The following is a 23,411-nucleotide window of genomic DNA, read 5'->3' as shown; positions in this document are numbered from 1 at the left end:
TCACAGCGTGATATAGCGCCGCAACCTCGGCCCCAGGCTGTTCGTCACCGCCAGCGGCAACTTCTGCCAGGTACTTTCCACCAGCGGACGCAGGTTCGACACCGCGCCACCCTTGGCACCAGGCGCCGTAATCGGAGGCGCAGGGTGCGCCACGCCCTGTGCATCCCATTCGCGCCAGTCGAGCGCGGCCGGCACTGCACCCCATTGCTTCTTGAATTTATAGGTCCCCTCGCCGAAGGTCGAGCGGCCGAAGTCGAACTGGCGTACACCAATCTCGCACAGGCGCGATTGAATTGCCCAGTACAGCAGCATGTTCGGCGCCAGCGGGTTGTAGTCGGCCAGGGTCGAGGCCCAGGGGATGACGGCCTTGTCGCCGCAGGTCAATACCCAGCCGGCACCGACGGCCTTGCCTTCATGGCGCACGATCACGATGAACATGTCGCCGGCGGCGCTGTAGTGGCGGTAGATCGCGTCGAACCAGGCGCGGCTGTGCGGCGGGCTGCCAAGGCGCCGCATGTTGCGGCTATACACATCGTAAAAATCGGCGACCGCCGCCGCGCCGTCCGCCACTTCCGACGTCAGGCCATTCTTTTCCGCCTTGCGCACCTGGCTGCGCAGTTTCGGCGGATACGACTGCATCAGGGCCGCCGCGCTGTCGGGCAGGCCCAGCAGCATGCGCACCTTGCGGCCTTCCAGCCCGGCTTCGTCGCTCCCCGCCGGCAGCGAACAGCGCAGGGCAAGCCCGGCCGCACCGGCTTCCTTCAGGCCGAGCCGCGCGCGCGCCGCCAGGGCCTCGGCGACCTCGGCGTCGACTGCCAGCGGACCGCCGAGGTCGCAGAAGGGGAGCGACACCCAGCGCGCCTTGCCGAACGGCCGCGCTATCGAACACAGCGGCAGCATGCCGACGATCTCGCCGCCGCGCCGCGCCACCAGTACTTGCGAGGGATAACGATAGGCGCCGGTGACGGCGCGGCGCCATGCCGCCGGTGATAGGCGCTGCCGTCCGGCCGGGCGCGGACGAAGGCGTCCAGCGCCGTGTTGTCGGGGGCATCGTTACTCAGGTAAGCAAATTCGAGGTGGTTCACACGCGGCTCCAGCGGTCAACATCGGTGTTTTCACCAATGCAATAATATTTGCGCCGTATTGTAAATGATTGACAACACCGGTTCGCGCACCGGTTGGCAAATGTGTAGGCCGCGCACGATTCATTTTCTTGCGGAACTTGTCAGACAGAAAATGCTAATATTGCATGGTGCTACTGATGAGACACCGATATTTCTCGGCGGATCGCAGGAGATGGCACGTCAGACACGATGGTCGCCCTGGGCAACCTAGTTACCATGCATGAAACCGGACACAACGGAAGCAGAAGCTGTAAATACAACGCAGCAGATCGTAGGCTGTTGCGGGCGTTGTACAAAGCGGGTGACGAGGTTGAGGCGCGTCCTGTTCCCATGCTATATTAAATTAGCATAATAGCAAAACTTTATTCGATAACGGAAGCTGATAATGAAAGCAGATCAGGTCGTCGCGGTAGTAGGTCTCGGTTACGTCGGGCTGCCGCTGGCAGTGGAATTCGGCAAGAAAGTACGGACGATTGGTTTCGACCTGTCGACCGCAAAAATCGAGAACTACAAGAAGCACATTGACCCCACCGGCGAAGTCTCGACCGAACAACTGCAGGCTTCCCGCCTCCTGGAAGTGACGACCGACCCGGCCATGCTGGCCCAGGCCGATTACGTCATCGTGGCCGTGCCGACCCCGGTCGACATCGCCCACAACCCCGACTTCACGCCGCTGATCGGCGCCAGCACCACCGTCGGCAAGCACATGAAGAAGGACGCCATCGTCATCTTCGAGTCGACCGTCTACCCGGGTGCCACCGAGGAAGTCTGCATCCCGCTGCTGGAAAAGCATTCGGGCATGAAGTGGATGCAGGATTTCCACGTCGGCTTCTCGCCGGAGCGCATCAATCCGGGCGACAAGGAACACACGCTGACGACGATCCTGAAGGTCGTTTCCGGCGACGACGCCGAATCGCTGGAAAGCATCGCCCAGCTGTATGAATCGGTGATTACCGCCGGCGTGCACCGCGCTTCCAGCATCAAGGTGGCCGAAGCGGCGAAAGTCATCGAGAACACCCAGCGCGACCTGAACATCGCCCTGATGAACGAACTGGCGATCATTTTCGACAAGATCGGTATCGATACGCTGGAAGTGCTGAAGGCGGCCGGTACCAAGTGGAACTTCCTGCCGTTCCGCCCGGGCCTGGTCGGCGGCCACTGCATCGGCGTCGATCCCTACTACCTGACCCACAAGGCCGAGATGGTCGGCTACCACCCGCAGGTGATCCTGGCAGGCCGCCGCATCAACGACGGCATGGCCAAGTTCGTGGCCGAAAAGACCGTCAAATCGATGATCTCGTCGGGCTTCCAGGTCAAGGGTGCGAAAGTCAATGTCATGGGCCTGACTTTCAAGGAAAACTGCCCTGACCTGCGCAACTCGAAAGTGGCCGACATCGTCCACGAACTGGAAAGCTACGGCGTCGACGTCCACGTCTGGGATCCGCTGGCCGAAGCCGACGAAGCCCATCACGAGTATGGCATCACGCTCGAAAAGAGCTGGGACGCCCTGCCGAAGGCCGACGCCCTGATCGCCGCCGTGCCGCACAAGGAAGTGCTGGCCCTGTCGCTGACCGACTTCGAAGCCAAGCTCAATACCGGCGGCTGCTTCATCGACGTCAAGTCGCAATTCGACGAGCAAGCGCTGCGCGAAGCAGGTTTCTGCGTCTGGCGCCTGTAACAGGTAGTCCTCCGGGCGGCGGCGCATGTGCCTGCCGCCTGCCCCCGGCTTGTCCGGGCGCGAACGATTTACCCCGCGTTATCGAGAAAGTGTTCGGAATACTGTGAATAAGATTCAAGACGTTAGGCAGCAGCTGGGCCAGCAAAGCCACCGCTGGCTGGTGACCGGCGCCGCCGGCTTCATCGGCTCGAACCTGGTGGAAGCGCTGCTCAAGCTCGGCCAGCAAGTAGTCGGACTCGACAATTTCGCCACCGGGCACCGCCACAACCTGGAGCAGGTGAAAGAATCTGTCACAGAGGATGCGTGGAAGAAATTTAATTTCATCGAAGGCGATATCCGCGTACCGGCCGACTGTGCCCGTGCCTGTACCGGCGTCGACTTCGTGCTGCACCAGGCGGCGCTCGGCTCCGTATCGCGCTCGATCGACGATCCGGCGGCAACGAACGAGACGAATGTCACCGGTTTCCTGAACATGCTGATCGCCGCCCGCGATGCGAAAGTGCGCCGTTTCGTGTACGCCGCCTCGAGCTCGACCTATGGCGACCATCCGGGGCTGCCGAAAGTGGAAGACGTGATCGGAAATCCGCTCTCGCCTTACGCTGTGACAAAGTATGTGAACGAACTGTATGCGAACGTGTTCGGCCGAACTTACGGCATGGAAACGATTGGTTTGCGATATTTCAACGTTTTTGGCCCGCGCCAGGACCCACATGGCGCTTACGCCGCCGTGATTCCTCAATGGGTGGCCGCGCTGATCCGCAACACGCCGCTGCGCATCAACGGCGATGGCGAGACCAGTCGTGACTTTTGCTACATCGACAACGTCGTCCAGGCGAACCTGCTGGCGGCGACTGCCGGCACCGAGGCGGTCAACCAGGTCTACAACGTCGCGCTCAACGAGCGCACCAGCCTGAACCAGCTGTACGCGATGATGCGCGACCTGCTGCGCCCGCGCTTCCCGCACGTGGACGCGCACCAGCCGCAGTATGTCGATTTCCGCCGCGGCGACGTGCGTCATTCGCAGGCCGATATCGGCAAGGCCGCGACGCTGCTGGGCTATGCGCCCACGCACCGGATCGGCGAAGGCCTGCAACAGGCCATGGATTGGTACGTCCGCGACCTGCAGAAGCAGGATTCGCCCGCACTATCGAGTAAGTAAGAAGAAGTAAGAAAGAAGGAGGCTCACGTGTTCAGGATTTCAAACCACTACGTATCGAAGATCGTTTCGGTGCTGCTGGTCGTGGAAGTGATGGTGCTGCTTGGCGCCGCCTATGCGGGTGCCGCATTGCGCTACATGGACATTGGCGGCCCGATGAGCGTGCCCTCACTCGACCATTTCTTTACCTCCGCCGTCGCTTTCGCGCTGGCCGTCGTGTTCAGCATGAGCGCCATGGGCATGTACCAGCTCGATTTCGAGGAAGGCTTGCGCCACCCGTTCCTGATGAAGCTGATGCCCTCGTTCGCGATGGGTTTCCTGATCCTGACCCTGGTGTTTTACGTGGCGCCGGAGCTGTCGTTCGGCCGCAGCGTCATGCTGCTGGTATTCGCGCTCTCGGCCATCGGCATTTTCACCGCGCGCATGATCTTCCTCAAGACCTCGGAAGCACGCTTCCTGCAGTCGCGCATCATGTTCCTGGGTGGCGGTCCGCTGGCCAGGGAATGCAGCGACCTGGCCCAGCGCGCCAACCGCTACCACCGCTACGACATCGCCGGTTTCATCCCGGGCGCCGGGGAAGAACTGTGCGTGCCGCAAAATAACCTGCTGAAAGTGCGCGACGGCGATTCGCTGGTGAAGCTGGCGCGCCAATACAACGTGTCGGAAATCGTGGTGTCGGTGCAGAACCGCCGCGGCGGCTTCCCGATCAAGGAACTGCTCGACTGCAAACTGGCTGGCCTGAAAGTCACCGACGCCGCCACCTTTTTTGAGCGCGAAACCTGCCAGATCCGGGTCGATTCGATCCAGCCGAGCTGGCTCGTGTTCGGCGGCGGCTTCGACCAGAGCTTCGTACGCCTGTTCATGAAGCGCACCTTCGACCTGGTCTGCAGCACCCTGATCCTGGTCCTGACCTTCCCCTTGATGCTGGCGGCGGCGTTTGCCGTCTGGCTGGAAGACCGCGGTCCGGTGTTCTATTCGCAGGAGCGCGTCGGCCGCGACGGCAAGAGCTTCTTCGTCCATAAATTCCGCAGCATGCGCGCCGATGCCGAGCGCGGCGGCACGCCGCAGTGGGCGGCCAAGAACGATCCGCGCGTGACCCGCGTCGGCAACTTCATGCGCAAGACCCGCATCGACGAACTGCCGCAGATCTTGAACGTGTTCAAGGGCGAGATGTCCTTCGTCGGCCCGCGCCCGGAGCGTCCTTACTTCGTTGAACAGCTGATCGAAGTCGTGCCATACTACAACGTGCGTCACAGCATCAAGCCAGGCATCACCGGCTGGGCGCAGGTGCGTTACGGCTACGGTTCCTCGGCCGAGGACGCGCTGCAAAAGCTGCAGTACGACCTGTATTATGTGAAGAACAACAGCCTGTTCCTGGACTTCCTGGTCCTGATCAACACCCTGAAAGTAGTCCTCTTCCGCAGCGGCCGCTGAAGTAAGGCTTGATAAACCTACTGCGCGTCGCCGTGTCGGCCTGCGATGCTCGCTGTACGCTTGTACAGCTGCGCTTCTCGGCCAACACGGCTTCCGCTCGCTACGGTTTCTCAAGCCTTACGTGGCGTCGCAGGTCGCTCGGAAAACCGCTTTAAACCGAATCGCCTTCCGCCCGTACCATGGATAGTGTCTCCCTCACCAGTATCGCCGCCTACAGCTATGGCCTTGCCGCCATTGGCTTCGTTGGCCTGGGCGTGCCGCTCCTGACGGGGTGGCGCGGGCGGGCGTATGGGCCGGTGCTGGTGGCGGCGGTGCTGGCGTCGGCGTTCTGGGCGGGGTCGCTGGCCTGGGCGGCGACGGACCTCATGATGTGGACGGCCTTGTCCGATGGCTTCGAGGTGGCGAGGAATGCCGCCTGGTCGCTGTTCCTCGTGGTGCTGCTGGGAGACTGGCGCAAGCCGGGGAGCCGCTTGCCGCTGGGGATGCGGCCGACCCTGTTCGTGGCGGCGGTGTGCTACCTGCTGGCGCTGGTCGCGGCGGTGTTCGGCTACTGGAACCTGGCCCTGGTCAACAGCGTGCTGCCGGTGATGGCGCGCGTGATGGAGGCGGTCGGCGGCATGCTGCTGGTGGAGCAGACCTACCGCAACAAGAATGTCCAGGAACGCTGGGCCATCAAGTTCGCCTGTCTCGGCATCGGCGGCATGTTCGCCTACGATTTTTATTTGTACAGCCACGCGATGCTGTTCCGCGAGGTCGATCCCGATATCTGGGCCGCGCGTGGCGTCATCAACGCGCTCACCGTGCCGCTGCTGGCCATCTCGATGGGCCGTGCCAAATCCTGGCGCTCGCCGCTGGCGGTGTCGCGCCGCGTGATGTTCCACTCGGCGGCGCTGTTCGGCTCCGCGATCTATCTGCTGGCGATGGGTTCGGCCGGCTACTACCTGCGCTATTTCGGCGGCAGCTGGGGGACCGTCATGCAGGTGACTTTCCTGTTCGGCGCGCTGCTGCTGCTGGCGGGGATCCTGTTTTCGGGTACCTTCCGCGCCTGGCTGAAGGTCTTCATTTCCAAGCATTTCTACAGCTACGGCTACGACTACCGCGAAGAATGGATGCGTTTTACGCGCACCCTGTCGGAAGCGGGGCCGAACCTGGGCGAGCGCGCCGTGCAGGCCGTGGCGGCGCTCGTCGAAAGCCCGGGCGGCGGCCTGTGGCAGCGGCGCGAGTCGGGCGCCTGCGAGCCGCTGGCGCACTGGCAGGTGCCGGCCATCGACGCCATCGAACCTTTTGATTCCTCGCTGTGCCGCTTCCTCGAATCGACCCAGTGGGTGATCGACCTGAACGAGTATGCCGAGGAGCCGGAAAAATACGAGGGCCTGACCTTGCCCGACTGGCTGCGCAGCTATCCGCGCGGCTGGCTGGTGGTGCCGCTGATGCTGGGCACCCGGCTGTTCGGCTTTGTCGTGCTGCAGACCGCGCGCAGCCCCGTGAAACTGAACTGGGAAGTGATCGACCTGCTCGACATCGCCGGCAGCCAGGCGGCCAGCTACCTGGCGCAGCAGGATGCCGCCAACGAACTGATGGTGGCACGCCAGTTCGAGTCCTTCAACCGCATGTCGACCTTCGTCGTCCACGACCTGAAGAACCTGGTCTCGCAGCTGTCGCTGATGAACGCCAACGCCGAGAAGCACAAGCACAATCCCGAGTTCCAGGCCGACATGCTGGAAACGGTGTCGCTGTCGGTGCAGAAGATGCGGCTGATGCTGCAGAAACTCTCCCGCATCGATATCCAGGAAAAGCCCGTGCCGCTGAACGTCGACCAGGTGGTGCGCCAGGCGATGGCGCAAAAGGCGGCCTTCGAGCCGCGCCCGACGCTCGACGTCCTCGACACGGGCCTGCGCGTGCTGGCCGACCGCGAGCGTTTGGAGCGCGTCGTCGGCCACCTGATCCAGAACGCGATCGAGGCCACGCCGAAGGAAGGCAGCGTGCGCATTGCGCTCACGCGCGTGGGCGAAGCCGTGCAGATCGAGATCACCGACACCGGCGAAGGCATGAGCGAGGAATTCATCCGCGAGCGCCTCTTCAAGCCCTTCGAGTCGACCAAGTCGGCCGGCATGGGCATCGGCGTCTTCGAGAGCCGCGAATACATTCATGAGCTGGGCGGCCGCCTGGAAGTATCCAGCCAGCCGACGCTCGGCACCACTTTCAAAGTCATCCTGCCGCTGTACCAGCAGGATGCGCTGCTCGCCGAACGGGCAGCTTGACCCGAGGATTACCGTGACACAGAACAAGCAGAAACTCCTGATCATCGAAGACGACCCCGGCCTGCAAAAGCAGCTGAAGTGGAGCCTGGACGCCTATGAAGTCGTCGTCGCCGGCGATCGCGAAGCGGCGCTGGCGCAGATCCGCCGCCATGAGCCGGCGGTGGTGACGATGGACCTGGGCCTGCCGCCCGACCCGGACGGCTCGACCGAGGGCCTGGCGACCCTGCAGCAGATCCTGGCCCTGGCGCCGGACACGCGCGTGATCGTCCTGACCGGCAACCAGGACCATGCCAACGCCGTCAAGGCGATCGGCCTCGGTGCCTACGACTTCCACCAGAAGCCCTGCGACCCGGAAGTGCTGAACCTGGTGATCCAGCGCGCCTTCTTCCTGCACGAACTGCAGCAGGAAAACCGCCGCATGCAACAGCAGCAGGCCGACTCGCCGATGTCGGGCGTGATCTCGCGCGCGCCCTCGATGCTGAAGATCTGCCGCAACGTGGAAAAGGTCGCGCCGACCTCCGCTTCCGTCATGCTGCTGGGCGAATCGGGTACGGGTAAAGAAGTGCTGGCGCGCGCCGTCCACGCCCTCTCGCCGCGGGCGAAAGAGCGCTTCATGGCGATCAACTGCGCGGCCATTCCGGAAAACCTGCTCGAGAGCGAATTGTTCGGCTACGAGAAGGGCGCCTTTACCGGCGCGGCCAAGCAGACCAAGGGCAAGGTCGAACTGGCCCATGGCGGCACCTTCTTCCTCGACGAAGTAGGAGATTTGCCGATGCCGCTGCAAGCCAAGTTGCTGCGCTTCCTGCAGGAGCGCGTGATTGAGCGCATCGGCGGCCACGAAGAGATTCCGGTGGACGTGCGCATCGTCTGCGCGACCCACCAGAAACTCAAGGAGCTGTGCGCCCAAGGGCGCTTCCGCGAAGACTTGTATTACCGCCTGTCCGAAATCGTGGTGACCATTCCGCCGCTGCGCGAGCGCGAAGGCGACGCCGCCCTGCTGGCGCATCACTTCAAGAATAAATTCTGCGCCCAGGAGTCGCGCGGTTCGCTGCACTTCGCGCCGGACGCGATCGCCGCCATCGAAGCCTACAACTGGCCGGGCAATGTGCGCGAGATGGAAAACTACATCAAGCGCGCGGTGATCATGGCCGACGGGAACACCATCGTCGCCGACGACCTCGGCCTGCCGGGCGAGGGCCTGGAAGAAGAGCCGATCAACCTGCGGCAGGTGCGCGACGAGGCCGAGTACAAGGCCATCGTGAAAGCGCTGGCTCGCGTCGACGGCAACATCGTCAAGGCCTCCGAAATCCTCGGCATCAGCCGCCCGACCATGTACGACCTGATGAGCCGTCACAACATCAAGACCGCTGCATGAAGCTGGCGCGCCTGCTGGCCCTGCCGCTGCTGCTGGCGGCGGCTGGCGGTGGTGCCCTGGTCTACCTGCAGTCCGAAGGGGCCACGCCGCGCGCGCTGGCCCCTTATCTTCTCAAGCGCACTGGTGGCCACAACCCTTTCATCGAAGGCGCGGGCCGCGCCGCCGCCGCAACCCTGCTGCGGCTCGACCGCGGCAACATTGCGCCGTTCACGCCGCCGCCGCTGGTGCTGGGCGCGCAGCCGGCAAGCAGCCCCGCTCCCGCAGGTGCCATACGCGAGGTGGCTTCCAGCGAAGAAGCGCGGCGCGCTTTCGCCACAGCCGCACCGGGCGACGTCATCACCTTCCTGCCCGGCGACTATGCTGTGCGCGGCAACCTGTACGCCAGCCGTGCCGGCAGCGCTGCCGCTCCGATCGTGGTGCGCGCGGAGAGTCCGGGCACGGTACGCATCGCGTTCGATGCCGCCGAAGGGTTTGTCGTCACGGCACCGCACTGGCAATTCGAAAACCTGGACATCCGCGGCGCCTGCCGCCGCGACAGCTGCCAGCATGCCTTCCACGTGGTCGGCGCCGCCCAGCATTTTGTCGCCCGCAACAACACGCTGCGCGACTTCCACGCCCACATTAAAATCAACGGCCTGCGCGGCCAGTTCCCCGACTTCGGCCTGATCGAAGCGAACACGCTGACCAATGCGGCACCGCGGCGCACCGGTGGTCCCGTCACGCCGATCGACCTGGTCGCGGCCAGCGACTGGGTCATCCGCGCCAACCTGGTCCAGGGACTTTGTCAAGGCCGGCGGCGACCGCATCAGCTATGGCGTGTTCGCCAAGGGCGGCGCCGAACGCACCCTCATCGAGCGCAACGTGGTGCTGTGCGAAGCGCGCCTGGCCGGCCAGCCGGGGCAGCGGGTCGGCATCTCGTTTGGCGGCGGCGGCACCGGCAAGCGCTATTGCCGCGACGGGCGCTGCATCACCGAGCATGACGGCGGCACCCTGCGCGCCAACCTGGTGGCCGGCTGTTCCGATGTCGGCATCTACCTCAACAGCGCAGCGAACACGCGGATAGTGGACAACACCCTGCTCGACACGGCCGGGGTGCAGGTGCGCTTCCCGACCAGCAGCGCCACCGTCGATGGCAACCTGGTCGACGGTCCGATCCGCAGCGACGACGGCGGCAGCGTCCACCCTGGCGACAACCTCGCTAGCGCGATCGCCTGGCTGTACGTCGGGCGCCACCCGCAGCGCGATCTGTTCTTCGCGCCAGGCCGGCTCGACCTGCGCTGGCACGCCGGTGCGCCGCGCCGTGCGGCGGCGCCAGGCAGCACCGACCTGTGCGGCGGCCTGCGCGGCGCAGAGGCAAGCCATGGCGCCTTCGACGATTTCCGCGCCTGCCTGCGCGCCGAATAAGGCTCACCCCAAGGGGCGGATGTTCTGGTTGGCGTGGTCTGCGCCAGTTGGCGGCGTGCGGCCGCCAACTGGCAGGAACCGGGTTCATTCGAGCGCGGTGAAGGGGCCTTCGCTGCTTACTGCCCCGCCGGCGGCTCCCAGAGTTCGACCTTGTTGCCTTCGGGATCGATGACCCAGCCGAACTTGCCGTATTCCGAGTCGCTGGTCTCGTCGAGCACCTGGCAGCCTTCGCTGCGCAGCGCCGCCAGCAGCGCGTCGAGGTCGTCGACGCGGTAGTTGATCATGAAGGACGCGCGGCCTGGTGCGAAGCCGCCATCCTCGGCGGCATTGATCGACCAGATCGTATGGCCGGCGCTGGGTGGAAGGGCGGCGCCGCCCCAGGCCAGGACCTCGATGCCGAGGTGGCGCGCATACCCGGCGCGCAGGGCAGCCGGGTCTTGCGCGTGGAAGAAGATACCGCCGATGCCGGTGACGCGTTTCATGTGGTGCTCCAGTCCGTTGGTGTGCAGTGAATGGCGGCCCGCCAGCACGGGTAGAACGCATCGAGGCGGCGCGGCACGCCGGCCCGGCCGCAAGCCTGGGTGCAGACGTAGCCGAATTTGTCGTCCAGGTAGTCGCTCTCGTCTTCTTCGTGGCAGTCGGACATCATGTGGTGGCGTACGAAGCTGGCTTACCAGGAGCGCAGCCAGTCGCGCGTCCAGCCAGACACCTGGTCCTGCCAGGGCCGGCGCGAGAAGGTGTGGTCGGCCTTGTCGATCTTCTGGCGCGTGATGCGCGGCGCCGCCATCAGGCGCTGCCAGGACCCGAAACGGTTCGAGAGGTCGGCGAATTCCTGCGCTGTCAGGTCGGCGCCGCTCAGCACGACGAGTACCCGTCCGCCGAAGCGGGTCAGTGCCGCTTCCATGCGCGCCGGCAGCGGTGCGTCGGCCCCGGGGCCGCAGCATCGGTGGCAGGCTTTGCCGTCAAGGCCTTGCGCGCGTCCTGCCACAGCCCGCGCAGCGAGGCTTTCGCATCGAAGCCGCCGCTGGCGATCTTTTTCCACAGCCGCGCGTCGAACAGGCGCGCCCGGTAGTAATGCTTGATGGTGGCGCGCGCGGCGCCCGCCTCGGTGCGTACCCGGGGTTCAGCAGCACGAGGCCCGACACGCGCGCATCCTGTGGTGCGTACATGGCCGCCGCCGAGGCGCCATCGCACAGGCCCCACAGCACCACTTCGCGCATCCCGGGCACTTCGAGGAAGAAGCGGTCGATCGCCGCGCGCAGGTCGTCTTCGACGTGCTCGAAGGTTTGCAAGTCGCCCTCGCTGTCGCCCATGCCGCGGTAGTCGAAGCGCAGCGCCGGAATGCCGGCATCGGCCAGGTCGCGCGCGAGCAGGGTGAACTGGCGATGGCTGCCGGCGCGGTACTGCGGGCCGCCGACGACGACCAGCACGCCGCGCGCGCGGGCGCGGCCGCCGGCTGCGCGGGCAGGCTCAGGACGCCGTACAACCAGGCGCCGCGGCAGGGGAAAACGAGGGCACGTTCGTCAGGCATCGGCACGGCTTTCGAAACAGAGGCTGGTCGCTGCCAGCAGGGCGGGGCAGTCGACGGTTTCCGGCGCGGCCCAGAACTGCGGCCCCGCCACCTGGCCGACCTCGACCCGGCTGCCTTGCAGGCGCCGGTGTCGGCCACGCGCTGCACCGCCGGCGGCAGCGCACGGCCTTCGCTTGCCACGACTTCGAACCACTGGATGGGGCAGCGTGGGCCGAGCGCGCGCGCATCGGCCGCGTCGATGCCGCGTGCCAGGTCGGGATGGAGCAGGTAGCCGGCGATCTCGATCGACTCGCCGGCGGCCAGCGCTTCGCGCAGGGCTTCGGTGCCGCCGCTGTCGCTGCCGCCCTGCAGCAGTTCGCCCGCCAGGCGCAGGCGCAGGAACTGGTTCAGGTAGCCCGAGCCGTTCGTCACCGGTTGCCACAGCAGCAAACGTTCCGGCGGAACGGCCGCGCGCTGGGCGTGGCAAACCGCCAGCAGAGCGCCCAGGCGCAGTCCCCACAGGCCAGCCGTGCGGCCCAGCTTTTCTTCGATCCAGGCGCGCGCGAATGCGATGTCGCGCAGCCAGCCATCCCGGTGGCGTCGCCGAAGTCACCAACGCTGTCGCCGCAGCCGTGCAGGTCGAGCTGCAGGACGCCGATGCCGCGTGCGGCCAGGGCGCGCGCCTGCAATGCCGCCATGCGCCGCGACCGGTTCATCTCCTCGGCGAACGGATGCACGTACACCAGCGCGCCGCGGCATTCGCCGATGGGCGCGTGGTACAGGCAGAAGCGCCGGCCGCCCTGCGTGTCGAGGAAAAAAGCGTCGGCAGGCGCGCGGGCGGGCTCGTTCACGGGCTGGTTCACCTAGTCGGCGCGCTCGGCAACGAACGCGGCCAGGCTGCCGAGGGTGGCGAAGGTGCTGGCGCTGATGTCGTCGTCGTCGACGGCGATGCCGAAATGCTCTTCCAGTGCGCCGATCAGGGTGACCACGGCCATCGAATCGAGTTCGGGCAGGCTGCCCAGCAGCGGCGAATCGGCGTCGAGCGCCTGGCTTGATTCGCCCAGGTTCAGCACGTCGATCAGGATATTCTTGACTTCTTCAAGGTACTTCATAGGCTCGTCGTCGGTTGTTGGGCCGGGCGGTTGCGCGCATCGAGCAGGGTGTGCAGACGGCCCAGCCCCGGCCAGCGGTAATAATTGACATGGTACATAGTACGTACCTCCTCCGTCCAGCGCGTATGCCATTCCATCACGCGGCCGTAGAACTCGATGCGCTCGAGGCGCCCTTCGTTAAACAGGGCGCGCGTCGCTTCCTCGCGCATGAGCAGGGTCGGCGACAGGTTCGAGGGCACGCTCTCGTCGTAGGCCGTCTTGAGCACGACGATGCTTTCGCCATCCTCGACGCACAAATCCATGGCCACCAGCTGCTCGTCGAAATAATAGCGGTAGACGCCGGCCTTGCCCTGGGCGGCCAGGTTTTCCAGCATGGCGTGATAGTAGCGCCCCTGCGCATTGTCGGCCCGCACCGCCGTGCCTTCGGCGCCTTTCCAGCCGGCGCTTTCCAGGCGCGCGTAGTCCGCTACCATCTGCGCCATGGCGCCCGGCTGGCGCTCGACCTCCATGCGGGTGGCGACGCCTTCGCGTTCCAGCCGTGCGCGCTGCTTCTTCAGGTTGCCGCGCAGGTTCTTGCCACGCGCATTCCAGTAATCGTCGAAGCTGCCCCGTACAGTCACGCGCGCGGTGTCGATGTAGTCGAGCGTGCGGGTGCAGGGGCCATCGGCGGGCCGCGGCGCGAGATACGGGTCCATTTGCGTCAGCGCCGGGATCAGCGGAAAGCCGGGCAGGGCGCCAAGCAGGGCGCGCGCCAGCCGTTCGGTATCGAGCCCCTCCTGTTGCAGCCACAGGCCGATGGGCGCCTGCGCCGGCTGGAAGGTGGCCCAGGCGCCGCGCCGGCCAGGGCGCACGATCGCCATCGCCCGAACCGTGCCGCCCTGGCGCCAGCAGGCCAGCAGGTCGCCTTCGCGCCCGAACTGGGCGACCAAGGGCGCGACGAATGGCGCCGACAGCAGCACCGTCGCGTGGCGCGGGCCGAGGGTGGCGTGCAGACCCGTCCAGGTCTCGATATGGCGTGGGAAGTCGCGCGCCGGGTACAGGGTCCAGCTCATGCGAGGACCGCCTCGCGCAGGCGCGCCGCCAGCCAGTCGATTTCACCGGGGCGCAGCTCCCGGTGGCAGGGCAGCGCCAGCACCGGCGCGCCAGCATCGCGCTGTTGGCGCAGGTAGTGGCGTCCACGCCGGCCCACTGCGGCTGGCCAAAGCGGGTCAGCGGCACGCCCAGCGCCTTCAGGCGCGCGAACAGGGCTTCCGGGTCGTCAACCAGCAGCGGGAACACCCAAGGGCAGGCACCCTCGGGCAGGCGCGGGTGCAGGGGCCGCACGCCAGGCAGGCCGCGCACCGCGTCGTCGAGCTGTGCGTAATGGCGGCGGCGCAGTGCGCGGATGCGCGTGGGGGACGCCAGCCGCAGCATGGCGCGCGCAAACAGCGAGGAGCGCTTGTCGAGCCAGCGCGGGTCGAAATTGAAGCTGCTATCCGACGAGTCGGGCGCCAGCGCGGGCGCAGCTGCCGTCCCGCGGCGGCGTTTCACGAGGCTCCAGAGAGCGCCTTTGGCGCGCAGCGGCAGCCACAGGACCGCGCGCGCACGGCCGGCAGGCGGCCATACGCAAAACCCTTTTTCGAGCGAGGTGAGCGCGACTTTCGCTTCAAAGCCGGCACCGGCCGAGCGCAGCGCGACGCCGTCGAGGCGATGGTGCGCCGATACCGGGGCGCCGCCCTCATAGATCGGCAGGAATTTCATGCTGCTGGCAATCGCATAATCGCCCCAGGCGCCGACCGGACGGCCGCCCGCTTCGCCGATGAAGCAGTGGGCGCAGTCCTCGATCAGGGCGATGCCGCGCGCGTCGCAGAGCGCGCGGATCGGCGCCATCTCCGGGGGAACCCGAAGTAATGGGTGACCATCAGCGCGCGCGTATTCGCCGTGATCTTCGCCGCCAGGTCGGCCAGGTCGGCTGCGCCGTCCGCGCCCACCCGGTAGAACACGGGCTGGGCGCCGCGCCAGAGCACGGGCGGGATCATCGAGGGGCTGTGGTAGGCGGGCACCAGCACGGTCTCGCCTTCCTTGACGCCGATTTCGCGCAGGGCCAGGCCGATCGCCACCCGCCCGCTCGTCACCAGGCGGTATTCTCCCGCATCGAGCACGGTCGCTGCCCGCGCACCGCCAGCGCGCCGGAACGAGGACGCGGAGAGGATGGGTGCCAGGGGAATGACGGGCCGTACGGGAAGCGGATTCGCAAGCATGGAACCAGTATAAACCCGGCGTTGAATAATTTGCCACGAGACATGTCGAAAACCAAATGTTCGTGACCGTGCTGCAGCGCGCCAGGATGCTGCAAGCTGTTAAGATTGCGGGCTGCGTGGCGCCGATTCTGGCTACGCTCCGCCGCTACCGTGAACGACTTGACTATGGCTGACCTGATCCACGACTTCCTCTTCGATTCCGCACGCCGCACGCCAGCCGCCGAGGCGCTGGTGCATGGCGCCCAGCGCCTCGACTATGCGGCGCTCGCCGGCGCGGTGATGCAGGCCGCCGGGGCCCTGGTCGACGCCGGTGTGCAGCCGCGCGCGCGAGCGTTGCCGTGTTCCCCGAAAAAGCGCGTCGAGAATGTCGCCGCCATGTTCGGCGCGGCCGCCGCCGGCGCCGTGTTCGTGCCCGTCAATCCGCAGCTGAAACCCGAGCAGGTCGCCCATATCCTGGCCGACTGCAATGTGCGCGTGCTGCTCACTTCCCCGGAGCGCCTGGCGCAGCTGGGCGCCGCCCTGGACGCCTGCCCGGACCTGCGCAGCGTATTCGTCACCGGCGGCGCGGACATCAACGGGGCGCGCGCCGGGAAGCGGCCCAGCGCACGCTGATGGATGGCGAGCTGCGCGCGCGGCGCCCGATCGACGCCGACATGGCCGCGATCTTGTACACCTCGGGCAGCACCGGCAAGCCGAAAGGCGTGGTGCTGTCGCACCGGAACATGGTGGCGGGCGCGAACAGCGTGTCCAGTTACCTCGGCATCACGGCGCGGGAGCGCATCCTGGCGGTGCTGCCGCTCAGTTTCGATTACGGCCTGAGCCAGCTCACCTGCGCCTTCCTGGCGGGCGCCACCGCGGTGCTGATCAACCACCTGTTCGCGAAGGACATCGTCAAAGCGGTGGCCGACGAGCGCATCACCGGCCTGGCCGCGGTACCGCCCCTGTGGCTGCAGCTGGCAAGCCTGCCCTGGCCGGCCGACTGCTCGCTGCGCTATCTGACCAATTCCGGCGGTGCGATGCCCACCAGTACGGTAGCCGCCCTGCGCGCTGTGTTGCCGCGCGCCGAGCTGTTCCTGATGTATGGTTTAACGGAGGCCTTCCGCTCCACTTACCTGCCGCCGTCCGAACTGGACCGCCGTCCGGATTCGATGGGTCCGCGCCATCCCGAACGCGCAAGTGATGGTCGTGCGTCCCGACGGCACGCCCTGCGCGCCGAACGAACCGGGAGAACTCGTGCACCGCGGCGCGCTGGTCGCCCTCGGCTACTGGAACGACCCGGCCAAGACGGCCGAGCGCTTCAAGCCAGCCCCCGGCCAGGATCCGGCGCTGCCGCTGACCGAGATGGCCGTCTGGTCCGGCGACACGGTGCGCATGGACGAAGAGGGCTACCTGTATTTCATCGGCCGCAACGACGACATGATCAAGGTTTCCGGCTATCGCGTCAGCCCGCTCGAAGTCGAAGAGGTCGTGCATGCGACCGGGCTGGTGAGCGAAGCGGTGGCCTTTGGCGTGCCGCATCCGCAGCTGGGCCAGGCCATCGTGCTGCTGGCCGTGCCGAAGGAAGCGGGCCTGGGCACGCCGGCCCTGCTGAAGGAATGCCAGCGCCGCTTGCCGGCCTGGATGGTGCCGGCCCACATTGCCGTAGAGGATGGCGTCCTGCCGCGCAACCCGAACGGCAAGATCGACCGCAAGCTGCTGCGCCAGCCCTTTATCACCCTGTTCGAACAAGTTGGAAAGTAAGCCATGAACGCCAAACCGGTCCACGCCGCCCAGACCCTGTTCCCGGTCGTCGACGACTGCCTGCAGGTGGGCGGCATGCCCTTGACCCGGCTGGCGCAGCGCGTCGGCAGCACGCCCTTCTATGCCTATGATCGCCGCCTGCTGAGCGAGCGCGTGGCCCACGTGCGCGCGCACCTGCCGCCGGCCGTCGAACTGCATTTTTCGATGAAGGCCAATCCGATGCCGGCGCTGGTGCAGCACATGGCCGGCCTGGTCGACGGCATCGATGTCGCATCAAGCGGCGAACTGAAAGTGGCGCTCGACACCGGTATCGACCCCGTGCGCATCAGCTTTGCCGGCCCCGGCAAGTCGGATGCGGAGCTCACGCGCGCGGTCGCCGCCGGCGCCGTCGTGCACGCCGAATCGGAACGCGAGATCCGCGCGCTGGCCGCCATCGGCGAGCAACTGGGCATCGCGCCGCTGCTGGTCCTGCGCATCAATCCCGACTTTGAACTGAAGGGGTCGGGCATGCGCATGGGGGGCGGCGCCAAGCAGTTCGGCATCGATGCCGAAGAAGTCCCGCGCATGCTGGCGCTGGCCGCCAGCCCGGGACTGACCGTGCTGGGTTTCCACATCTTCAGCGGTTCGCAAAGTTTAAAGGCCGAAGCCATCGTCGAGGCGCAAGCCCAGACCTTCCTGCTGGCCGAACGCCTGGCGGGGGAGGCGCGCGATCCGGTGCGCATCCTGAACATCGGCGGCGGCTTCGGCATTCCCTATTTTCCGGGCGAGAGCGCGCTCGACCTGGCGCCGATCGGCGACGCGCTCGCGCAAGCGCTGCCGCGCGTGCATGCCGCGCTGCCGCAGGCGCAGGTGTCGATCGAACTCGGTCGCTACCTGGTCGGCGAAGCCGGCGTGTATGTCGCGCGCGTGGTCGACCGCAAGGTCTCGCGCGGCCAGGTCTTCCTCGTCACCGACGGCGGCCTGCACCACCACCTGGCCGCTTCCGGCAACTTCGGCCAGGTGATCCGCAAGAATTACCCGGTCGCGATCGGCAACCGCATGCGCGCGCCCGTCGACCGGGAAACGGTGTCGGTGGTGGGACCCCTGTGCACCCCGCTCGACCTGCTGGCCGAGCGCATGGACTTGCCGCCGGCGCAGGTGGGCGACCTGGTGGTCGTGTTCCAATCCGGTGCCTATGGCCGTTCGGCCAGCCCGCAGGGTTTTCTCAGTCACCCGGACGCGCCCGAAGTACTCGTCTGAGCAGGCGCGTGTGCGCATCCTCGCCAATCGTGCGAGGGAGCCGGCGAAATTTGCGTTAAATTAAATGTTGCAGGAAAATAAACAAAGGAACACACTGCACCCGTGGCGGTTGCCGGCGCGATGATGCATTTTGCGCCCCGCCTGCGCCCTCCGGAACGCAACCGGCTGCGGCCACCCAATGTAAACACCATGCTAGCGCAACAACATCCTTCTTTCGCCTCCCGCCTGTCGGACCAGCTGCAACGCGCGCTCGCGCTGTGCGCCGTGCACCTGCCTGACGCGCCTCAGCGCGTGCGTGCTTTTCTCACGCCCTTCGCCGACCCACCGGCCACGGGCGGCTTCAAGGCGATTCCGGCCGCGGCGCGCGCCCTGTACGGGGCGGTGCTGGCCGAGCATGGCGAGCAGGCCGCCGCGCGCCTGCTGCTGGCCGCCATGCTGCTGGCCGTACGCGACACCCTGGCCGGCCCGCGCTTGGCGCAGTTGCCGCCACGGGTACGCGCGCACCAGCTGCGCCAGCTGGGCCGCATCGCCAGCCATGACGAAGCTTTTCTCCCGTTCTGCCGGCTCGACGGCGACGTCTTTCTGAAGGAGTTCGGGCTGGCCACGCTGCGCCTGTATGCCGGCGCCTCGAGCGTGATCGACCCGCGCTCCGGCATGGGGCGCTCGATGCTGTGGAAGGGCGGCTGGCTGGGACTGCCCGGACGCGCCTTGCTGTTCGCCCGTGCCGGCGGCTTCAAGCCGTATTTCGAGATCCACGTGAACCGCCTGTATCAGGACGAATTCAACGAAGAGGGCCGCAACGAGTGCTACCGCTGCTGCGCCGACCTCTACGAACTGCACCCCGAAGCCCTGGGCATGATCGCCGGCAGCTGGTTCTACGATCCCGTGGTCGAGATCATCAGTCCGCACCTGGCCTACCTGCGCACCGTGCCCGAAGAGGGCGGGGCGCGCGCACTATTCGTCTCGCACGACGAGCAGGCGGCCAGGAATGCCACCGCCACCTCGGAAAAGCGGCGCGCGCTGCACGCAGCCGGCCAATACCGTCCAGCGTCCTGGGCGCTGGTCTGGCCGCGCGCCGCGCAGATCGCCCGGGCGCGCCGCCACGGCAAGGACCATCAAGACTGATATGACGATCAAACAAGCCGTACTGCGTGCCGCGAAATTCGCCGGCATCTTCGCCCGGTGCGCGCCGCCACCCGGAGGCAGCCGCGCATCCTGTGTTACCACGGGGGCAACCTGGGCGACGAGCGCCGCTACAACCCGAAGCTGTTCTGCACCCGCGAGCAGCTGACCGAACGCCTCGACTGGCTGCGCCGCACCGGTTTTGTCCCGGCCACGCTCGACGAAGTCGTCACGCCCGGTGCCGCGCCAAAGAACGGCATCCCGGTCGCGATCACGCTCGACGACGGCTGGTACTCGTCCTGGCACGACCTGCTGCCGGCGATGGCCGAATACGGCTACCGCCCGGTACTCTACCTGCATACGGAAGCGTATGAGGCGGGCGCGCCCATCATCCCGGTGAGCGTGCGCTACATCCTGTGGAAGGCCGGTCCGGTCGAGGCCACGCTGGCCGGCTTCGGCGCCGGCATGGATGGCCAGTGGCGCCTGGCCGAGCGCGAACAACAGCACCACCGCCTGTGCGCGCTGGCCGAAAGCTGGCTGCTGGCGCAGGCAGCGCAGGAGGTGGCACCGAGCCTGGAGCGCTTCGCCGCGGCGCTCGGCGTGCCGGCTTCCGCCCGGATCTGGCTTCGCGCCGCTTCAGCTATATGACGGCCGACGAATTGCGGGCCGCCGCCGCCGGCGGCTGCGCGATCGAACTGCACGGCCACCTGCACGAATACGTACCGGGAGAACCGGAACGCAACCGCGCCAACATCGAGAAGTGCCGCGAGAAGATCGAGGCCGCCGGCCTGCCGCGTCCCACCCATTACTGCTACCCCAGCGGCGCCTTCGACGCCCAGGCGCCGCAAGTGATGCGCGCGGCCGGCGTGGCCACCGCCACTACCTGCCTGCCTGGCCTGGTCCGCCTGGACAAGCCCGACACGCGCTACCTGCTGCCGCGCTTTCTCGACGGCGGCGACGTGTCGATGATCGAATTCGAGGCGGAGATGAGCGGGGTGCTGGAACTGCTGCGCAGGTTGACGGGCCGCGCGACGCATTGACGGCGCCCGACGACCGCGACCGAAAAAAACGCGCCGAGGCGCGTTTTTTTTATCAGGCGTGAACCGGAGACATGCTAACCAGCACACCTGGGGTCAGGTCTGACAAATGGACACGAACTGAGCCGTCAAGATGTTGGCGACAGTCGTATGGCCGAGGCCGTGTCCGAATGTCAGACCTGACCCCAGCTCAGGTAGTGGCGAAGGCCTTACCCCACCAGCTTGACCCGGATCCCCGCCTTGCCCAGCACCGTTTCGACGCGGCCGAAACCGTAGCGCTCCAGCCCGTGCGGCATCTTCGCCAGGCGCCACAGCAGGTACAGGGTGGCCGCGTAGGTCAGCGCGCCGATTGCACCGCACAGCAGCAGCGCCAGCACGTACTCGAAGGTGGCGCCGTGGTGCAGCACCAGCTGGCTCTTCACCAGCAGCACCACGGCCGCCATCACCAGCGAAGCGATGAACGGCCGCACCAGCTGCCGGCAGAAGGTGCTCCAGCCCAGGTTCAGGCAGCGCGCCACCATGCCCTGGTTCACCGGGATCATCACGATGCCAGTCGCCAGATAGGACCAGGAGGCGCCGATCACGCCATAATTCGCCACCGCCGGAATCAGCACCGCCACCATGAATACGGCCTGCACCGCCCACACGATGGTGATCAGGCGCGGACGGTTCAGGGCCAGGTAGACATAGGTGATGTTGGTCTGCACCGCCTTGATCACGCCGTGGATCGCCAGGATCTGGATCAGCGGGATCGCCGTCAGCCACTGCCAGCCCAGCGCCGCCGGCACCAGCAGATCGGCCACGGCGAAGATGCCGACCCCCGCGGGAATCGAGAACAGGGCGATCGACGAGATCACCTTCAGGAAGCTGTCGCGCAGCAGGTCGAGATCGTGCGCCGCCTTGGCGTAGCCGGGGAAGGCGGCGCGGTTGATCGGTGCCACCAGTTCGGTAGTCGGCAAGGTCGCGATCTCGGTCGCGATCGAGTGCGTGCCGAGTGCGGCCGGCGTGGTGTGGTGGGCGATGATGAACTGGGCCGCGCGGTTGTTGACGAACTGGATCACATTGTTCACCACCAGCCACTTCGACGCATGGAACATCTCGGCGCGCGCGGCGAACGACAGGCGCGGGCGGTAGGTCGACACCACATACGACTGGACCACCGACAGCACGGTGCCTGCCAGCTGGCCCAGCACCAGCGCCCAGTAATTGCGCATGATGAAGGCCAGCGGAATCGTCACCACCAGCGTCGCCAGGCGTTTGCTGAGCAGGAAGCGGAACTCCTTGTCGAAGCGCATCTCGCGCTGGAACTTGACGGTGCCGATGTTCGAAAAGCCCTGGATCGCAAAGCTCAGCGCCAGCACGTACAGGATGTTTTCCAGGCGTGCTTCGTTGTAGTACTGCGCCGCCGGGATGGCGAGCCCCGCCAGCGCGATGCCGCAGACGGTGGCGAAGATGACGTTGAAGGTCCAGGCCGTGTTGAAGTGCTCGGGGCCGGCCTTCGGGTTCTGCACCAGCTGCACATCGAAGCTGAACGACACCAGCAGCTGCATGGCCGCGATCAGGATCATCGACATCGCCACCAGGCCGAAGTCGGCCGGCACCAGCATGCGCGCCAGGATCAGGGTGCTGATCAGGCCAATGCCGCGGTCGAGGAATTTGAAGGCGACCATCCAGACCGCGCCCTTGGCGATCTTCGCGTCGATCTCGGAAACGGGTTTCAAGCTCATGACACGGCCTTGTCGAACAGTTGCGCCAGCTGCGCCGCCTTGTGGGTACGCGACGCCTGCGCGATCACGGTGTCGCTGGCGATGTAGGCGCTGCCGTCGCGCAGGCCAGGCAGGAAGCGCTCCAGCGCCGCAGCTATTTCAGCGGCGTCGGTCACCTGCGCGCTGAGGGTGAAGCCGGCATCGCGCAGCACCCCCGCGGTTTCGCCGGCCGGATCGACCAGGCCGAGGATCGGTTTGCGGGTGCGGAAGTATTCGTAGATCTTGGCCGGAATCTGGCTGTTGAAGGGCGTGCCCTGGAACAGCAGCAGGCCATCGGCCGCCAGCATTTCGTTGAGTGCGTCGCGGTAGGGCACCGGCGGCAGCACCTCGACGATGTCGCCGACGCCGTGGCGGTCGACCTTGGCCTGGGTTCCACCGACACTGCCCGGTGCGCGCAGTATCACCCGCAAGCCGGCGGCGTCGACCTTCCCCGCGCTCTTCAGTGCGGCCAGCGCCGCCGGGAAGGATTCCGGGTTGCGGCCGGCATCGTACAGGACGCCGCTGTGCAGCAGGGTGATGCGGCGCGGCGCGGCCGCGGGGCCACTGGCGGCCACCGCCGGAGTGGCCGCTGCCGCTTCCAGCAGCCGTCCGAACTCCTCCTCGTCATAGCCGTTCTCGATCACGAGGAATTTGCCCGGCTCGATGTCGGGAAAACGCTCGCGGTAGGAACGCAGGGCGCTTTGCGTGGTGAACACGGCGAAGCGGCAGCGCATGATGGTCTGGCGCTCGATCCAGCCATAGATGGCGCGCTGGTGCTTCGAGGTCGGGTGCGAGGGCTGCAGCATCGGGTCGCGGAAGTCGGCGATCCGGGCAGCCCGGTCAGGCGGTGCAGGCCGAGCGCGATCAGGTGCGCGGTGGCGACCGGGAAGGTCGACCAGATCACCTGCGGCTTGTAGCGGCGGATCATCGACAGCCCGGTCGGCATGGCGCCAAACCACCACGAGACGAAACGGTCGGGCATCGCCATCGCCTGCAGGTAGCGCCCCTTGAAGCCAAGGTGGCGTTTGGTATCGAGCGCGAACGGGCGGCGCACGACCAGGTCGGGCGAGATCGCGGCCAGCTGCGTGGGGTTCTGCACATCATAAGCGCGCGGGTGGGCCGACAGCACCATCGGTTCCCAGCCATGGCGGCCGAGGAGTTTCGAAAAGCTCAGCGTCCGCTGGATGCCGCTGCTGCCCGCCTGCGGCGGGAAATGGAAAGCAATGAGTAATGC

The 23,411-nt window shown here is 66.5% G+C and carries 26 protein-coding genes and 2 pseudogenes; 14 read left to right on the top strand and 14 right to left on the bottom strand.

The genetic code is table 11. The features are described from left to right. Positions 1–930: a GNAT family N-acetyltransferase gene (locus tag G4G31_RS03325; protein ID WP_182990280.1), complete on the bottom strand. Its 930-nt coding sequence runs from the start codon at positions 928–930 to the stop codon at positions 1–3. A 579-nt stretch (positions 931–1,509) separates the two neighbouring features. Here G4G31_RS03325 and G4G31_RS03320 point away from each other — a divergent pair. The 7 genes from G4G31_RS03320 (at position 1,510) to G4G31_RS25085 (ending at position 10,432) form a co-directional block, all read left to right on the top strand. Continuing rightward, positions 1,510–2,802: a nucleotide sugar dehydrogenase gene (locus G4G31_RS03320; protein ID WP_182990279.1), complete on the top strand. Its 1,293-nt coding sequence runs from the start codon at positions 1,510–1,512 to the stop codon at positions 2,800–2,802. A gap of 103 nt (positions 2,803–2,905) precedes the next feature. Continuing rightward, positions 2,906–3,961, top strand: coding sequence for an SDR family oxidoreductase (locus G4G31_RS03315; RefSeq protein ID WP_182991664.1), 1,056 nt, complete (start codon positions 2,906–2,908; stop codon positions 3,959–3,961). 27 nt (positions 3,962–3,988) lie between these two features. Then, a complete protein-coding gene (locus G4G31_RS03310) occupies positions 3,989–5,392 on the top strand; it encodes a TIGR03013 family XrtA/PEP-CTERM system glycosyltransferase (RefSeq protein WP_182990278.1) in 1,404 nt (467 codons plus the stop codon). 179 nt (positions 5,393–5,571) lie between these two features. Next, entirely contained in the window at positions 5,572–7,653 is a 2,082-nt protein-coding gene (prsK, locus tag G4G31_RS03305) for an XrtA/PEP-CTERM system histidine kinase PrsK (protein ID WP_182990277.1), read from the top strand. A 13-nt stretch (positions 7,654–7,666) separates the two neighbouring features. Then, complete coding sequence (prsR, locus tag G4G31_RS03300) at positions 7,667–9,028, top strand: PEP-CTERM-box response regulator transcription factor (RefSeq protein WP_182990276.1); 1,362 nt, start codon at positions 7,667–7,669, stop codon at positions 9,026–9,028. Further along, positions 9,025–10,008 (top strand): hypothetical protein, encoded by a 984-nt coding sequence (locus G4G31_RS03295; protein ID WP_229425325.1) that lies wholly within the window; start codon positions 9,025–9,027, stop codon positions 10,006–10,008. Before prsR ends, G4G31_RS03295 begins: the two co-directional genes overlap by 4 nt. Then, positions 9,893–10,432, top strand: a complete 540-nt coding sequence (locus G4G31_RS25085) for a right-handed parallel beta-helix repeat-containing protein (protein WP_229425324.1) — start codon at positions 9,893–9,895, stop codon at positions 10,430–10,432. The genes G4G31_RS03295 and G4G31_RS25085 overlap by 116 nt, the downstream gene beginning before the upstream one ends. A 116-nt stretch (positions 10,433–10,548) precedes the next feature. On the opposite strand, the gene G4G31_RS03290 is transcribed toward G4G31_RS25085, so the two are convergent. From G4G31_RS03290 to G4G31_RS25055, 11 genes and pseudogenes are all read right to left on the bottom strand, one after another. Beyond that, positions 10,549–10,914, bottom strand: a complete 366-nt coding sequence (locus G4G31_RS03290; protein ID WP_182990275.1) for a VOC family protein — start codon at positions 10,912–10,914, stop codon at positions 10,549–10,551. Then, entirely contained in the window at positions 10,911–11,078 is a 168-nt protein-coding gene (locus tag G4G31_RS03285; protein ID WP_182990274.1) for a hypothetical protein, read from the bottom strand. The genes G4G31_RS03290 and G4G31_RS03285 overlap by 4 nt, the downstream gene beginning before the upstream one ends. Before the next feature lie 24 nt (positions 11,079–11,102). Next, a complete protein-coding gene (locus G4G31_RS25080; RefSeq protein ID WP_182990273.1) occupies positions 11,103–11,336 on the bottom strand; it encodes a hypothetical protein in 234 nt (77 codons plus the stop codon). A 58-nt stretch (positions 11,337–11,394) separates the two neighbouring features. After that, complete coding sequence (locus G4G31_RS25075) at positions 11,395–11,862, bottom strand: hydrolase 1, exosortase A system-associated (protein ID WP_229425323.1); 468 nt, start codon at positions 11,860–11,862, stop codon at positions 11,395–11,397. A 93-nt stretch (positions 11,863–11,955) separates the two neighbouring features. Beyond that, positions 11,956–12,156, bottom strand: coding sequence for a hypothetical protein (locus G4G31_RS25070; RefSeq protein WP_229425322.1), 201 nt, complete (start codon positions 12,154–12,156; stop codon positions 11,956–11,958). Positions 12,157–12,370: 214 nt separating this feature from the next. Beyond that, positions 12,371–12,793 carry a hypothetical protein gene (locus tag G4G31_RS25065; protein WP_229425321.1) on the bottom strand — a complete coding sequence of 141 codons (423 nt, stop codon included), beginning with the start codon at positions 12,791–12,793 and terminating at the stop codon, positions 12,371–12,373. A 12-nt stretch (positions 12,794–12,805) separates the two neighbouring features. After that, positions 12,806–13,054 (bottom strand): acyl carrier protein, encoded by a 249-nt coding sequence (locus tag G4G31_RS03265; protein WP_182990272.1) that lies wholly within the window; start codon positions 13,052–13,054, stop codon positions 12,806–12,808. Next, on the bottom strand, positions 13,051–14,106 hold the full coding sequence (locus tag G4G31_RS03260) for a GNAT family N-acetyltransferase (protein WP_182990271.1): 1,056 nt from the start codon (positions 14,104–14,106) through the stop codon (positions 13,051–13,053). The genes G4G31_RS03265 and G4G31_RS03260 overlap by 4 nt, the downstream gene beginning before the upstream one ends. Continuing rightward, a complete protein-coding gene (locus tag G4G31_RS25060) occupies positions 14,103–14,243 on the bottom strand; it encodes a hypothetical protein (protein WP_229425320.1) in 141 nt (46 codons plus the stop codon). The genes G4G31_RS03260 and G4G31_RS25060 overlap by 4 nt, the downstream gene beginning before the upstream one ends. Positions 14,244–14,794: 551 nt before the next feature. Next, positions 14,795–14,923 (bottom strand): annotated as a pseudogene (locus G4G31_RS27395) (DegT/DnrJ/EryC1/StrS family aminotransferase); the annotation flags it as partial. Further along, complete coding sequence (locus G4G31_RS25055) at positions 14,878–15,294, bottom strand: DegT/DnrJ/EryC1/StrS family aminotransferase (RefSeq protein ID WP_267873647.1); 417 nt, start codon at positions 15,292–15,294, stop codon at positions 14,878–14,880. The gene G4G31_RS25055 and the pseudogene G4G31_RS27395, both read right to left, overlap by 46 nt. A 150-nt stretch (positions 15,295–15,444) precedes the next feature. On the opposite strand from G4G31_RS25055, the gene G4G31_RS27390 reads away from it, so the two are divergent. From G4G31_RS27390 to G4G31_RS03230, 7 genes and pseudogenes are all read left to right on the top strand, one after another. Beyond that, positions 15,445–15,906 (top strand): AMP-binding protein, encoded by a 462-nt coding sequence (locus G4G31_RS27390; RefSeq protein ID WP_267873646.1) that lies wholly within the window; start codon positions 15,445–15,447, stop codon positions 15,904–15,906. Then, positions 15,906–16,394, top strand: a pseudogene (locus G4G31_RS27385) (AMP-binding protein); the annotation flags it as partial. The gene G4G31_RS27390 and the pseudogene G4G31_RS27385, both read left to right, overlap by 1 nt. A 79-nt stretch (positions 16,395–16,473) precedes the next feature. Further along, positions 16,474–17,034 (top strand): AMP-binding protein, encoded by a 561-nt coding sequence (locus G4G31_RS25045; protein WP_229425319.1) that lies wholly within the window; start codon positions 16,474–16,476, stop codon positions 17,032–17,034. Positions 17,035–17,037: 3 nt separating this feature from the next. Then, the gene (locus G4G31_RS03245) at positions 17,038–18,273 is read left to right on the top strand and encodes a pyridoxal-dependent decarboxylase, exosortase A system-associated (protein ID WP_182990270.1); all 1,236 of its coding nucleotides are present in this window, start codon (positions 17,038–17,040) and stop codon (positions 18,271–18,273) included. A 189-nt stretch (positions 18,274–18,462) separates the two neighbouring features. Beyond that, positions 18,463–19,398, top strand: coding sequence for a hypothetical protein (locus G4G31_RS03240; RefSeq protein WP_182990269.1), 936 nt, complete (start codon positions 18,463–18,465; stop codon positions 19,396–19,398). Between the two features lie 57 nt (positions 19,399–19,455). After that, positions 19,456–20,043, top strand: coding sequence for a hypothetical protein (locus G4G31_RS03235; RefSeq protein ID WP_182990268.1), 588 nt, complete (start codon positions 19,456–19,458; stop codon positions 20,041–20,043). Next, complete coding sequence (locus G4G31_RS03230) at positions 20,040–20,435, top strand: polysaccharide deacetylase family protein (protein ID WP_182990267.1); 396 nt, start codon at positions 20,040–20,042, stop codon at positions 20,433–20,435. The genes G4G31_RS03235 and G4G31_RS03230 overlap by 4 nt, the downstream gene beginning before the upstream one ends. Positions 20,436–20,641: 206 nt before the next feature. Here the strand turns inward: G4G31_RS03230 and G4G31_RS03225 are convergent, their stop codons facing one another. Both G4G31_RS03225 and G4G31_RS03220 read right to left on the bottom strand, forming a co-directional pair. Continuing rightward, positions 20,642–22,159: a lipopolysaccharide biosynthesis protein gene (locus G4G31_RS03225; RefSeq protein WP_182990266.1), complete on the bottom strand. Its 1,518-nt coding sequence runs from the start codon at positions 22,157–22,159 to the stop codon at positions 20,642–20,644. Further along, positions 22,156–22,983 (bottom strand): hypothetical protein, encoded by an 828-nt coding sequence (locus tag G4G31_RS03220; RefSeq protein WP_229425318.1) that lies wholly within the window; start codon positions 22,981–22,983, stop codon positions 22,156–22,158. The genes G4G31_RS03225 and G4G31_RS03220 overlap by 4 nt, the downstream gene beginning before the upstream one ends. Positions 22,984–23,411: the final 428 nt, after the last annotated feature.

It is taken from the genome of Massilia sp. Se16.2.3 (assembly GCF_014171595.1).
Taxonomy (GTDB): Bacteria; Pseudomonadota; Gammaproteobacteria; order Burkholderiales; family Burkholderiaceae_D; genus Telluria.
This window is presented reverse-complemented; position numbering and strand designations above follow the sequence as displayed.